This is a genomic window from Rathayibacter sp. AY1B6, from assembly GCF_002932755.1.
GTDB lineage: Bacteria > Actinomycetota > Actinomycetes > Actinomycetales > Microbacteriaceae > Rathayibacter.
The window spans coordinates 59,120-71,256 of record NZ_PSWL01000005.1; the positions used below are offsets into that span (position 1 = coordinate 59,120).

A 12,137-nucleotide genomic window follows, 5' to 3' on the forward strand; every position below is an offset into this window, starting at 1 on the left:
CCGTCCGCCTGGGACGGAGCCGTCAGTAGCGCGGCTTGCGCTCCGGGCGCTCGCTCGAGCGGCTCGGGCCGCTGGGGCGTGCGCCGCGGTCGGCACCTGCTCGGCTCGGACGGCGGTCGGGCTTCAGCTCGATCAGCTGGCCGCTGATGCGGGTGTCGGCGAGGCGGTCGAGGACGTCCTGGGGCAGGTCGGCCGGCAGCTCGACGATCGAGAAGTCCGGGCGGATGTCGATGTGCCCGAAGTCGCCGCGGTTGAGGCCGCCCTCGTTCGCGAGCGCGCCCACGATCTGGCGGGGCTCGACGCGCTGGCGGCGGCCGACCTCGATCCGGTAGGAGGCGAGGTTGCTGTTCGCCGGGCGCTGACGGCGCTCGGGACGCTCGCCCCGGTCGCCGCCGCGGTCGAAGCGGTCGCCGCGCTCGGGGCGGTCGCCGCGGTCGGGCCGGGAGTCGCGGTCCTCGCGCTCGCGACGGGCGAAGCGGGGGTCGTCGGGCGAGAGCAGCAGCGGCTCCTCGCCCTGCGCGACGATGGCCAGCGCGGCGGCGACGTCCGACTCGACCACGTCGTGGTGCTCGACGTAGTGGCCGATGATGTCGCGGAAGCGCTGCAGGCGCTCGGTGTCGGCGAGCGCCGCGGTGATGGCATCGTCGAAGCGCGAGAGGCGGGTGACGTTGACGTCCTCGACGCTCGGCATCCGCATCTCGGTGAGCGGCTGGCGGGTGGCCTTCTCGATGGCGGCGAGGAGGCGGCGCTCGCGCGGCGTGACGAAGCTGATCGCCGCTCCGCTGCGCCCCGCGCGGCCGGTGCGGCCGATGCGGTGCACGTACGACTCGGTGTCGATCGGGATGTCGTAGTTGACGACGTGGCTGATGCGCTCGACGTCGAGGCCGCGGGCGGCGACGTCGGTGGCGACGAGGATGTCGAGCTTGCCCGACTTCAGCTGCTCGACGGTGCGCTCGCGCTGGGCCTGGGCGACGTCTCCGCTGATCGCCGCCGCGGTGTAGCCGCGGGCGCGCAGCTTCTCGGCCAGCGTCTCCGTCTCGCTCTTCGTGCGGACGAACACGATCATGCCCTCGAAGTTCTCGACCTCGAGGATGCGGGTGAGGGCGTCGACCTTCTGCGGGTACGACACCATCAGGTAGCGCTGGGTGGTGTTGACGGAGGTCGTGGTCTTGTTCTTGACCGTGATCTCCTCCGGCTCCTTCAGGTACTTGCCGGAGATGCGGCGGATCTGCGCGGGCATCGTCGCCGAGAACAGCGCGATCTGCTTCTCGACGGGGGTGTCCGCGAGGATCGTCTCGACGTCCTCCGCGAAGCCCATCTTGAGCATCTCGTCGGCCTCGTCGAGGACCAGGAACTTCAGCTGCGAGAGGTCGAGGGTGCCCTTCTCGAGGTGGTCCATGATGCGGCCGGGCGTGCCGACGACGACGTGGACGCCGCGGCGGAGCGCGGAGAGCTGGGTGCCGTAGCCCTGGCCGCCGTAGACGGGGAGGACGTGGACGCCGCGGAGGCCGGACGCGTAGCGCTCGAACGCCTCGCAGACCTGCAGGGCGAGCTCGCGGGTCGGGGCCAGCACGAGGGCCTGCGGCGTCTTCTGCGAGACGTCGAGGCGCGAGAGGATCGGCAGCGCGAACGCCGCGGTCTTGCCGGTGCCGGTCTGGGCGACGCCGAGGACGTCGCGGCCGGAGAGGAGGGACGGGATCGTCGCGGCCTGGATGGCCGAGGGCGTCTCGTAGCCGACCTCCTTGAGGGCCTTGAGGACCGGGTCGGAGAGACCGAGGTCGGAGAAGGTGAGCGTGGGGGCGCTCTCGGAAGCGGTGTCGGCTTCGGGGGCGGAATCGGGGGTATCGGTGGACGCCATGGTGCAACGGTAGTGCTCCGGCGGCGCCGCCGTCCGAGGGAACCCCGAACGCTCGGGCGATCCCGACCCTCCGGAGGCGCCTCGAGCGCCCGTCACGGGGTGAAGTCGAGCAGCACCTTGCTCGAGCGGGAGGCGTCGCGGGCGAGTTCGAAGGCCTCGAGCGCGCGCACCAGCGGCAGCACCTGCGTGACCACGGGCGCCACCACGAGGCTGCCGTCGGCGAGCGCCGCCAGCACCTCGTCGAGCTCGTCGACGAAGCGGAAGGAGCCGATCAGGTGCAGCTCCCGGGTGATCGCGAGCGAGATCAGGGCCGGCTGCTCTCCCGAGGGGAGGAGTCCCACCATCACGACGGTGCCCCCGCGAGCGGCGCCCCGGACGGCCGAGGCGAGGCCGCGCGGGCTGCCCGAGGACTCGAAGACGACGTCGGCGGCGACCTCGGCGATCGCGTCGGCGTCGGTCGCGCGGATCGTCCGGGTCGCGCCGACCGCGCGGGCGATCGCGAGCGGCTCCTCGGCCAGGTCGACCGCGACGATCTCGGCCGCCCCCGCCCGCTTCAGCACCGCGACGATCAACGCTCCGATCGGGCCGCTGCCGATGACCAGCGCACGCCGTCCCGCCACCTCCCCGGCGCGCGACACGGCGTGCCAGGCGACGCTCGCCGGCTCCGCGAGCGCCGCCTCCCGGAGCCCGAGGCCGGCCGGCAGCTCGCGGAGCATGCGCGCCGGCAGCACCGCGTGGCGGGCGAACGCGCCCTGGGTGTGCGGCATCCGCGCGGCACTGCCGAGGTAGGTGCCCTCGGTCGCGAGGTTCGGGCGCCCGTCGGGCCAGTCGCCGCGGGCGGTCGCGGGGTGAACGGCGACGGCCGCGCCGACCGGGGGGCCGGAGCCGTCCGCCGCGGACTCGACGACCGTGCCGACCACCTCGTGTCCGAGCGTCAGCGGCTCGCGGAGGATCGACTCCCCCGCGGCGCCGTGCGTCCAGTAGTGCAGATCGGAGCCGCAGATCCCGCCGTACGCGACGGCGACGAGGGCCTCGCCGGGGCCGCGCGGCTCGAGCGGCGCCTCCTCGACTCGGAGGTCGCCGGCGGCGTGGACGACGACGCGGGTGGTGGAGTCGGGGACGAGCGCGGTCATGCGGGTTCCGTTCGTGGGTCGAGGGGTGTCTCAGACGACGACGGTCATGCCGCCGTCGATGAAGACGACCTGCCCGTTGACGTAGTCGGAGCCGTCGGAGGCGAGCCAGACGGCGGGGCCGATCAGGTCCTCGACGCGGCCCCAGCGCGCGGCGGGCGTGCGGCCGCGGATCCAGCTGTCGAACGCCTCGTCGTCGACGAGGCCCTGCGTCATCTCGGTGTGGATGTAGCCCGGAGCGATCGCGTTGACCTGGATGCCGTGCTGCGCCCACTCCGCCGTCATCGCGCGGGTGAGGTTGCGGATCCCGCCCTTCGAGGCCGTGTAGGGCGCGATCGTCGGCCGCGCGAGATCGGCCTGCACCGAGGCGACGTTGACGATCTTCCCGGCGCCGCGCGGGATCATCCGCTTCGCCGCCGCCCTGCCGACCAGGAAGGCGCTGGTGAGGTTCGTGCGCAGCACCCGCTCCCAATCGGCGACCTCGAGCTCGAGCAGGGGCACGCGGTGCTGGACGCCGGCGTTGTTGACCAGGATGCGCAGGGGTCCCACCGCCTCCTCGATCCAGGCGACGCCCGCCTCGGCGGCCGCGTCGTCGGTGACGTCGAAGGCGCGGGCGTGGATCCGCGGGCGGTCGTCCGTGCCGGGGAACCGCTCCGCGAGCTCGGCGCGGGCGGCCTCGAGGCGCTCGGGGTCGAGGCCGTTCAGGACGACGGTGGCGCCCGCCTCGGCGAGGCCGGTGGCGACGGCGCGGCCGATGCCGCGGCTGGATCCGGTGACGAGCGCCACGCGGTCGGTCAGGTCGAAGAGCACGGTTCCTCCAGAGGGTCAGGGCGGATGTCAGGGCTGCGGAGGCGCCGCGCGCGGAGGGCCCGCGACGGTGCGGCTCGCGAGCGCGCCGATCCCGTCGAGGGCGATCAGCACCTCCTGGCCGGGCCCGACCTCGACGGCCGTGCCGGGCGAGCCGGTGAGGACCACGTCACCCGGGTGGAGCGTGAGGTGGGAGGTGAGGTGCACCAGGATCTCCGCGGCGCGCCAGCCGAGGCGATCGGTCGAGGAGACGGCCCGCACCTCCCCGTCGACGCTCACCGTGATGCCGACCGCGTCGACGTCGACCCCGGTCTCGATCCACGGACCGAGCGGCGTCCAGCCGTCGCCGTTCTTCCCCTGGAGGAAGAGGCCGTCGGCGGCGATCATCCCGGGAGCGGTGACGTCGTTCGCGACCGTCGCTCCGAGCACGTGCGCGAGCGCGTCCTCGGGGGTGAGGTGCCGCGCGGTGCGGCCGATGACCAGGGCGAGCTCGCCCTCGACGACCACCGGGCCGATGCCCTCGTCGAGCACGATCGGATCGCCGGGCCCGGCCAGGGTGTGCGCCGTCTTGTGGAAGGCCTGCGGAGGCAGCTGCCGGTCGGCCGCGGAGCCGTTGTGCGCCATGCCGAGGATGACGCGGGGCTCCACCGGGGCCAGCAGGTGCGCGCCCTCGACGGGCCAGCGGCGGCCCGTCTCGACCGGCTCCGCGGCGAAGGCGTCCTCGATCTCGCACCACTCCCCCGCGACCTGGAGGACGACGGCCGGGCCGCCCTCGGCACGGATCCGCGCGAGGCGCATCAGCGGACGCCTCTCGGATCGACGCCGGTCGTGCTGGTGCTGCTGCTCGCCACGGTGCCTCGCTCACTCCGGCCCGCAGAGGCGGGATGGGCCGAGCGTAACAGCCCAGTGAACGCCATTCAACAGAATGGACGCTGAGGCGTCAGGCGGGCGTCGCTGCCACGAGGGGCGGGCGGCCGAGCGCCGCGGCGGCCTCGCGGAGTGCCGCGACGACCTCCTCCTGATCGTCGGCGACCGGCCGGACCAGCGAGACGCCGACCGCGACCGAGAGATCGGAGCGGGTCGCGGCCGGGACCGCGACGGCGACGCCCAGGACGCTGGGGTGCAGCTCGCCGTCGTCGATCGCGTAGCCGCGCAGGCGCGCCGCGCCAACCTTGCGGAGCAGCTCGCGGGTCGAGGACGTGGACCGGTCGGTGAAGACGACGATGTCGCGGTCGTCGGCGAAGCGCTCGGCGATCTCGGCGTCGTCGAGCTCGGCCAGCAGCGCGGTCCCGACGGCGGTGGCGGAGGCGGGATACCTGTCGCCGACGCTCGCGGAGAGCGCGAACCGCTCCCGCCCCTCGTGCACCGCCAGGTAGAGGACGCGGGTGCCGTCGAGCAGCGCGATCTGCACCAGCTGACGCGAGAGCACCGGCGACTCCTCGCAGAGCCGGTAGAACTCGCGCACCGGGTCGAAGCCGGCGAGGTAGTGGCTGCCGAGCTCGACGGTGCGCCGGCCGAGGAGGAAGCCGGAGCCGGCGCGGCGGATCAGCCGCCCCTCCTCCAGCGCGGCGCAGAGGTTCGAGGTCGACGACTTGGCGATCCCGAGCTCGCGGGCGATGTCGGTCAGCGTGCGCGGGCCGCCCGCGTCGGCGAGGAGATCGAGGATCCGCAGAGCGCGCGACACGGCCGGGGCGCCCGAGCCCCTGTCGGAGTCGGCCGTCGTCGGGGGCGCATCGGGGCGGGCCATGTCGTCCTCTCGCGGGGGCGGTGTCAGTAGAACTCCACCGTATCGACTCGGTTGATCAGGGGCTCCCCGTCGAGGAAGCGGGTGGCGTTGCGCGCGAAGAGCTCGGCGATCAGGCGGTCCTCGGCGACGTTCAGCGCCGCGGTGTGGGGGCTGATCAGGACGCTCGGGTGGCTCCAGAGCGGGCTGCCCTGCTCGAGCGGCTCCTCCGCCACCACGTCGAGCGCGGCGAAGCCGACGCGGCCGTCGTCGAGCGCGGCGAGAAGTGCCTCCTCGTCGACGACCGTCCCGCGGCCGACGCTGACGAACGAGGCGCCGGGGCGCAGCGCGGCGAAGAACTCGGAGCCGACCAGCTTCTCGGTGGCGGCGGTGCCGGGGAGGGTGACGACGACCCCGTCGATCCGGCCCGCCACCTCCGCGATCGCGTCGGGGGCGACGATCTCGTCGACGTGCTCGACCTCGGTCTCGTGGCGGCTCGTGCCGATCACGCGGGCGCCGAGCTGCTGGAGCGTGCGGGCCGTCGCTCGCCCGATCGTGCCCAGCCCGACGATCAGGACCGTCTGCTCCGAGATCAGCCCCATCGTCCACCGGCCGCCCCAGACACGCTCGCGCTGGAGGGACTGGAGGCGCGGGAGGGACTTGGCACCGGCCAGGAGTCCGAAGACCCCGAACTCGGCCAGCGGCTCGGAGTGGACTCCCGCCGAGGTCGAGAACGCGATGCGCTCCAGCTGCGCGTCGTCGAGCCCCGCGGCCCGCACCTGCGCGCCTCCGCCGGCGGGCATCGTCTGCACCCAGCGGAGGCGCGGATTCGCGGCGGCTGTGCGCGCGAGGGCGGCGGGGGTCTCGTCCGGCACGCCGTAGAGGACGTCGGCGGAGTCGACCAGCTCGTCGAAGGCGTGCTGCTGCTCCGGGGTGCGCCGGAAGGAGGGGTCTCCGCCGTGGTCGCCGGGGTGGCGCATCGGAGGGAGGAGGCTCTGGTCGGCGACGACGTCGAGGCGCGGCTCGAGCTCGACGATGCGGGCGATCAGCTCGGGGCTGAGCGGCGAGGCGACGACGACGCGGAGGCGATCGGTCACGGATGTCCCTTCGCGGGACGGTGCGGGAGGCTCTCCCCCGGATCGGCCCGCGCCCACCCTACTTCACTCCTGTGAACCGTGTTCGATATGCTGGGCGCATGCCGGACACCTCGACCGCCGCCCTCCCGCCCGTCCGCACCGGCTTCGTCGGGCTCGGGAGCATGGGCGCCCCGATGGCCCGTCGCCTCGTCGCCGCCGGCGTCCCGCTCGGGATCACCGCGCGCCCCGCCTCCGCCGACCGCGCCCGCCGTGCCGTCCCCGAGGCGCAGTGGCACGACTCCGCCCGCTCGCTCGCCGCCGCCTCGGACGTGCTGATCGCGATGGTGCCGGACCTGCCGCAGCTCGAGGAGGTGCTCGAGGGAGAGGAGGGCGTGCTCGCGGCCCGGGCGGACCTCGTGCTGGCCGTCTGCTCCAGCGTGTCCGCCTCCGGCCTGCGCGAGCTGGCGGGCCGCCACCCTCGGCTCCGCCTCGTGGACGCTCCCGTCAGCGGCGGCACCGAGGGCGCCGAGGCGGGGACCCTCTCGATCATGGTCGGCGGGGCGGAGGAGGACGTCGCCCGCGTGCTGCCCGTCCTGTCCGCCTGCGGGACCGCCGTCCGCCTCGGACCGCTCGGCGCCGGCGAGGTGGCGAAGGCCTGCAATCAGCTCGTCGTCGCCGCGACCATGACCGCGATCGCGGAGGCCGCCGTCATCGCCGAGCGCTCCGGCCTCGACCTCGACACGCTGCTCGCCCTGCTGCAGGGCGGCTACGCGGGCAGCCGGGTGCTCGAGACCAAGCGCGCCGCCCTGGTCGCCCGCGACTACACGCCGACCGGCGTCGCCTCCTTCATGGACAAGGACCTGCGGGCCGCGGCCGACGAGGCGGAGGCGACGGGCACCTCCGCTCCGCTGCTCGGCACGCTCCGCACCGTGTTCCGCGACCTCGTCGACGCGGGCCTCGGCGACGAGGACCTCGCGGTGGTGCACCGCTTCGTCGCCGAGCGCTGAGGCGGGAGCGCGGGGCGTTCGCGCGAGGGTGTCCCGGCGGAGAGGCGCCGCGCGAGAGCAGCCTCCGCGCGTCGGCGCAAGGGCCCCCGCTCCGGGCGTCCCCGACCTAGCGTCGGAGGAACGGCATCATCGAGCGAAGGAGCACGACATGGCATCAGGAGTCGCAACGGTCTGGGTCCCCGTCACGGACATGGAGCGGGCGGTCGCGTTCTACCGCGACACGCTCGGCCTCGAGGTCAAGGACACCTCGGACGACTGGTCGGAGCTGGACGCCGGCGGGCTGATGATCGGCCTGAACGCCCGCGAGTCGGCCACGGTCGCGGAGCAGGGCGGGGCGGTCGTCTCGTTCCAGCCCGAGGGCTCGATCGAGGACGAGCTGGAGCGCCTCACGGCGCGCGGCGCGTCGATCGAGGGCGAGATCAGCGACCACGAGTGGGGCCGCATCCTCCCCTTCAAGGACTCGGAGGGCAACGACCTCCAGTTCTACTCGCCGCCGCAGCGCTGAGCGGAGGGCCGCCGTCGAGGCGGCCGCGACGAGCGGCGGGCGGGCCGGAGCCGGAGGGCTGCGGTCAGCCCGCCGCTGTGCGTCGCGGGACCGGTCGTTCCGCGCAGGTGCGTCGCCCGGCCGTCCACCGCACTTGAGGATCTAGGATCAGCTGTCCGCCGCATCTGCGGACTCCTGATCCGGAGGTCCCCGTGCGTCGTCGCCTGCTCACCCTCGTCCCCGCCGCCGCCGCGCTCCTCCTGCTCGCGGGCTGCTCCGCTCCTTCGTCCCCTGCCGGCGGTGCGGCCACCGGCGACGCGACGTCCTCGACCGGCGGCTCCATCACCGTCTTCGCCGCCGCCTCGCTGAAGGGCGCGTTCACCGAGCTCGCCACGGGGTTCGAGGCCGCCGAGCCCGGCGCCGAGGTCGAGCTCTCCTTCGCCGGCTCCTCCGACCTCGCGACGCAGATCGTCAACGGCGCCCCGGCCGACGTCTTCGCCTCCGCCGACGAGCGCACGATGTCGACCGTCGCCGAGGCGGGGCTCGTCGACGGGGACCCGGTCGACATCGCCTCGAACACGCTCGAGATCGCCGTGCCCCCCGGCAACCCGGCGCAGGTCGCCTCGCTCGCCGATCTCGCCCGGCCCGCGACCGCCACCGTCGTCTGCGCGCCGCAGGTGCCGTGCGGAGCAGCGGCCGTCGCGGTCGAGCAGGCCGCCGGGATCGACCTCTCCCCTGTGAGCGAGGAGTCGTCGGTCACCGACGTGCTCGGCAAGGTGTCCTCGGGCGAGGCGGACGCCGGGCTCGTCTACGCGACGGACGTGCGCGGGGCCGCGGGCTCGGTCACCGGCATCCCGTTCGCCGAGTCCTCGGAGGCGGTGAACACCTACCCGATCGCGGCACTGACCGGAGCGGGCGACCCGGCCACGGCGGCGGCCTTCGTCGCGTACGTCGCCTCCGACGCCGGGCGCGCGGTGCTCGCGGCGGCCGGGTTCGGGGCGCCCTGAGAGGCGTCGCGGCATCGGAGGACGGCCGCAGGACGCTCGGCAGGTCGGTCGGAGGAGGGTCGTAGGACGGTCGTAGGAGCCTCAGAGGAGGGTCGTAGGACGGTCATCGGAGGCGCAGAGCCTCGGCCGCCAGAGTCGCTCGCGACGGACACCACGATCGACGAGGAGCACGACCATGACCCGCATTCCGGAGCCCCGCAGCACACCCGACGGACCGGCCTACGAGGGCCGCCGGCTCGACCGCCCCGAGGAGGAGGTGGTCGACCAGGGCCTCCCGTTCGACGTGGGGACCCTCTTCTCGCGGCGCGGCGTGCTGACGCTGGTCGGCGCGGGGGCGGCGACCCTCGGGCTCGCGGCGTGCGCCACCGGAGGCTCGGGATCCGCCTCCGCCTCCTCGGCCTCCTCCTCCTCCTCCGCCGCAGCGACCGCCCCGGCCGGGACCGCCACCGCGGTCGCCGACGAGATCCCCGACGAGACGGCCGGCCCCTACCCGGGCGACGGCTCGAACGGGGTCGACGTCCTCGAGCGCTCCGGGATCGTCCGCAGCGACCTGCGCACCAGCATCGGCGGCGGCGCGACGGCCGACGGAGTCCCCCTCGCGCTCACTCTGACGATCCTCGACGCGGCGGACGGGGGCGTGCCGTTCGCCGGAGCCGCCGTGTACGTCTGGCACTGCGACGCGAACGGCGACTACTCGATGTACTCCAGCGGCGTCGAGGACGAGACGTACCTCCGCGGCGTGCAGATCGCCGACGCGTCGGGCGTCGTCTCCTTCGCCTCGATCGTCCCGGCCTGCTACTCCGGCCGCTGGCCGCACATCCACTTCGAGGTGTACCCGGGAGTCGACTCGATCACCGACGCGGCGAACGCGATCGCGACCTCGCAGGTCGCCCTGCAGGAGGAGGCGTGCACCGCGGTCTACGCCCTCGACGCCTACGCGGGCTCGGCCGCGAACCTCGCCCGGGTCCGCCTGGAGTCCGACTCCGTCTTCGGCGACGACGGCGGGACCCTGCAGCTCGCGACGATGTCCGGCAGCCCGGCGTCCGGCTACTCCGCGGCACTCACGGCGAGCGTCGACACCCGCACCGCGCCGACGGCCGGCGCCGCGCCCCGCAGCCGCTGACCCCCGTCCCCTCCGCGAGACGCCGCTCCGGGACGCGACACCCCCACGGAGGCGTACCGAAGCGGCCTCTCCCGAGGAGGGGGATCGGGCGTCAGCGGAGGAGGCGGCGGGCGGCGGCCACGGCGCCGAGGGCCGCGAGGACCCAGGGACCGCCGACGAGCAGCGGGTCGAGGACCTGGTGGCGCACGTCGGTCCGGCCGCGGCGCGAGGCGATCGGATGCGCGTGCGCCTCTGCCGGCACGCCGGACTCGGTGATCGGATCGTCCGGCCGGGCCGTGAGCAGCGAGCGGAGGTGGGCCCCCGTCGACTCCACCCGGTCGCCCAGCACGAGCAGCAGCCAGTGCGCGTGGCGCCCCTCGCTGAACCGGTCGTAGGCGTAGCGGCGGATCGCGCCCGAGATCCCGTGGAGGGGCTGCGCCGTGCCGAAGACGGCGGGCAGCTCGAGGTGCTCGATGCTCTTCTCGCGACGGCCGTGCGTCCGCATCCTCTCCGGACGCTCCCAGTGCGCGCCCGAGACCAGGTCGGTGCGCTCGCGCGGGAACGCGGGCCGGTCGGCGGGGTCGAGGTCGGCGCCCCAGCCCGGGATGCGGGCGCGCAGCTCCTCGGCGGTCGGCACGCGGACGGGGCGGTCGGCGGTGTACGGCACGGGATCCTCCTACGGGACGACGACGGTCTTGATGCAGCCGTCGAGCTTGGACGAGAACAGGTGGTACCCCTCGGCGATGTGCTCGAGCGGGATGCGGTGCGTGATCAGGCCGCTGGGCGCGATGTGCCCGGCCCGGATGTGCTCGAACAGGCGCGGCCACTGCCGGGTGACGGGGGCCTGGTTCATCCGCAGCGTGAGGCCCTTGTTGACGGCGTCGCCGAACTTGACGGCGCTCGCGAGCGGACCGTAGGCGCCCATCACCGAGACGGTGCCGCCCTTGCGGACGCCGTCGATCGCCCAGTTCAGCGCGATCGGCGAGCCGCCCTGCAGCTTGAGCGTCGCGCCGGTGACGTGCTGGAGGAGGTTCCCGTCGGCCTCCGCACCGACCGCGTCGATCACGACGTCGGCGCCGAGCCCGCCGGTGGTCTTCTTGAGGGTGACGATCAGGTCGTCCTCCTCGGTGTAGTCGATGGTCTCGGCGAAGGCGAAGTCGCGGGCCTTGGCGAGGCGGTAGTCGATCTGGTCGACGACGATGACGCGGCCGGCGCCCATCAGCCAGGCGGAGCGCGCGGCGGCCAGGCCGACCGGTCCGGCTCCGAGCACCACGACCGTGTCGCCCTCGACGATGTCGCCGAGCTGCGCGCCGAAGTAGCCGGTCGAGAAGGCGTCGGTGAGCATCAGGGCGTCCTCGTGCGGCAGCCACTCGGGGATCTTCGTCGGGCCCACGTCGGCGAACGGGACGCGCACGTACTCGGCCTGCCCGCCGTCGTAGCCGCCCGCCGAATGCGAGTAGCCGTAGATGCCGCCGATCGCGGTGGCGTTCGGATTCACGTTGTGGCAGTTGGAGTAGAGGCCGCGGGAGCAGAACCAGCAGGAGCCGCAGTAGATGGTGAACGGGACCATCACGGTGTCGCCGACGCTGAGGTTCTGCACCGACGAGCCGACCTCGTCGACCACGCCGATGAACTCGTGGCCGAAGGTGTGGCCGATCCGGGTGTCCGGGAGCAGCCCGTGGTAGAGGTGCAGGTCGGATCCGCAGATCGCCGCCATCGTCACCCGGACGATCGCGTCGTTCGGGTGCTCGATCCTCGGCCGGTCCTTCTCCTCCACGCGGACCTTGTAGGGGCCCCGGTAGACCATCGCGCGCATGCCGCCTCCTGTGTCGTCGTCCCCCCAGCGTGCGTCGCGCTCCCGCCGTCCCTCCAGGGGGTTGCGCGCGAGGCCCGGGCTCCCCAGCGTCCGTGCCTCCGCGCCGCGCTCTCCCCCCTCCGCGAGA

The 12,137-nt window shown here is 74.2% G+C and carries 12 protein-coding genes; 4 read left to right on the top strand and 8 right to left on the bottom strand.

All coding sequences use genetic code 11. From position 1 onward, the window contains the following. Positions 1-22: 22 nt before the first annotated feature. The 6 genes from C5D08_RS03755 to C5D08_RS03780 form a co-directional block, all read right to left on the bottom strand. Entirely contained in the window at positions 23-1,858 is a 1,836-nt protein-coding gene (locus C5D08_RS03755; RefSeq protein ID WP_104237941.1) for a DEAD/DEAH box helicase, read from the bottom strand. Between the two features lie 92 nt (positions 1,859-1,950). Beyond that, positions 1,951-2,991, bottom strand: coding sequence for an L-idonate 5-dehydrogenase (locus tag C5D08_RS03760; RefSeq protein ID WP_104275889.1), 1,041 nt, complete (start codon positions 2,989-2,991; stop codon positions 1,951-1,953). Positions 2,992-3,021: 30 nt separating this feature from the next. After that, positions 3,022-3,798: an SDR family oxidoreductase gene (locus tag C5D08_RS03765; RefSeq protein ID WP_104275890.1), complete on the bottom strand. Its 777-nt coding sequence runs from the start codon at positions 3,796-3,798 to the stop codon at positions 3,022-3,024. A gap of 27 nt (positions 3,799-3,825) precedes the next feature. Next, positions 3,826-4,593 (bottom strand): fumarylacetoacetate hydrolase family protein, encoded by a 768-nt coding sequence (locus C5D08_RS03770; protein ID WP_104275891.1) that lies wholly within the window; start codon positions 4,591-4,593, stop codon positions 3,826-3,828. A gap of 142 nt (positions 4,594-4,735) precedes the next feature. Beyond that, entirely contained in the window at positions 4,736-5,542 is an 807-nt protein-coding gene (locus tag C5D08_RS03775; RefSeq protein ID WP_104275892.1) for an IclR family transcriptional regulator, read from the bottom strand. 23 nt (positions 5,543-5,565) lie between these two features. Beyond that, positions 5,566-6,615 carry a D-2-hydroxyacid dehydrogenase gene (locus C5D08_RS03780; RefSeq protein ID WP_104275893.1) on the bottom strand — a complete coding sequence of 350 codons (1,050 nt, stop codon included), beginning with the start codon at positions 6,613-6,615 and terminating at the stop codon, positions 5,566-5,568. A gap of 98 nt (positions 6,616-6,713) precedes the next feature. Between C5D08_RS03780 and C5D08_RS03785 the strand changes: the two genes are divergently transcribed. From C5D08_RS03785 to C5D08_RS03800, 4 genes are all read left to right on the top strand, one after another. Next, a complete protein-coding gene (locus tag C5D08_RS03785; RefSeq protein ID WP_104275894.1) occupies positions 6,714-7,601 on the top strand; it encodes an NAD(P)-dependent oxidoreductase in 888 nt (295 codons plus the stop codon). A 148-nt stretch (positions 7,602-7,749) separates the two neighbouring features. After that, a complete protein-coding gene (locus C5D08_RS03790) occupies positions 7,750-8,106 on the top strand; it encodes a VOC family protein (RefSeq protein WP_104275895.1) in 357 nt (118 codons plus the stop codon). Positions 8,107-8,297: 191 nt separating this feature from the next. Further along, the gene (gene modA, locus C5D08_RS03795) at positions 8,298-9,092 is read left to right on the top strand and encodes a molybdate ABC transporter substrate-binding protein (protein ID WP_104275896.1); all 795 of its coding nucleotides are present in this window, start codon (positions 8,298-8,300) and stop codon (positions 9,090-9,092) included. Positions 9,093-9,267: 175 nt separating this feature from the next. Further along, positions 9,268-10,215 carry an intradiol ring-cleavage dioxygenase gene (locus tag C5D08_RS03800; RefSeq protein WP_104275897.1) on the top strand — a complete coding sequence of 316 codons (948 nt, stop codon included), beginning with the start codon at positions 9,268-9,270 and terminating at the stop codon, positions 10,213-10,215. A gap of 91 nt (positions 10,216-10,306) precedes the next feature. Here the strand turns inward: C5D08_RS03800 and C5D08_RS03805 are convergent, their stop codons facing one another. Both C5D08_RS03805 and C5D08_RS03810 read right to left on the bottom strand, forming a co-directional pair. Next, entirely contained in the window at positions 10,307-10,861 is a 555-nt protein-coding gene (locus tag C5D08_RS03805) for a hypothetical protein (protein WP_104275898.1), read from the bottom strand. Between the two features lie 9 nt (positions 10,862-10,870). Beyond that, positions 10,871-12,010: a zinc-dependent alcohol dehydrogenase gene (locus tag C5D08_RS03810; protein WP_104275899.1), complete on the bottom strand. Its 1,140-nt coding sequence runs from the start codon at positions 12,008-12,010 to the stop codon at positions 10,871-10,873. Between the last annotated feature and the right edge of the window lie 127 nt (positions 12,011-12,137).

Coding starts and splice junctions, on each gene's coding strand:
- C5D08_RS03760 (WP_104275889.1), bottom strand. CDS start 2,991: ATGACCGCGCTCGTCCCCGACTCCACCACCCGCGTCGTCGTCCACGCC.
- C5D08_RS03785 (WP_104275894.1), top strand. CDS start 6,714: ATGCCGGACACCTCGACCGCCGCCCTCCCGCCCGTCCGCACCGGCTTC.
- C5D08_RS03770 (WP_104275891.1), bottom strand. CDS start 4,593: ATGCGCCTCGCGCGGATCCGTGCCGAGGGCGGCCCGGCCGTCGTCCTC.
- C5D08_RS03775 (WP_104275892.1), bottom strand. CDS start 5,542: ATGGCCCGCCCCGATGCGCCCCCGACGACGGCCGACTCCGACAGGGGC.
- C5D08_RS03755 (WP_104237941.1), bottom strand. CDS start 1,858: ATGGCGTCCACCGATACCCCCGATTCCGCCCCCGAAGCCGACACCGCT.
- C5D08_RS03810 (WP_104275899.1), bottom strand. CDS start 12,010: ATGCGCGCGATGGTCTACCGGGGCCCCTACAAGGTCCGCGTGGAGGAG.
- C5D08_RS03800 (WP_104275897.1), top strand. CDS start 9,268: ATGACCCGCATTCCGGAGCCCCGCAGCACACCCGACGGACCGGCCTAC.
- C5D08_RS03790 (WP_104275895.1), top strand. CDS start 7,750: ATGGCATCAGGAGTCGCAACGGTCTGGGTCCCCGTCACGGACATGGAG.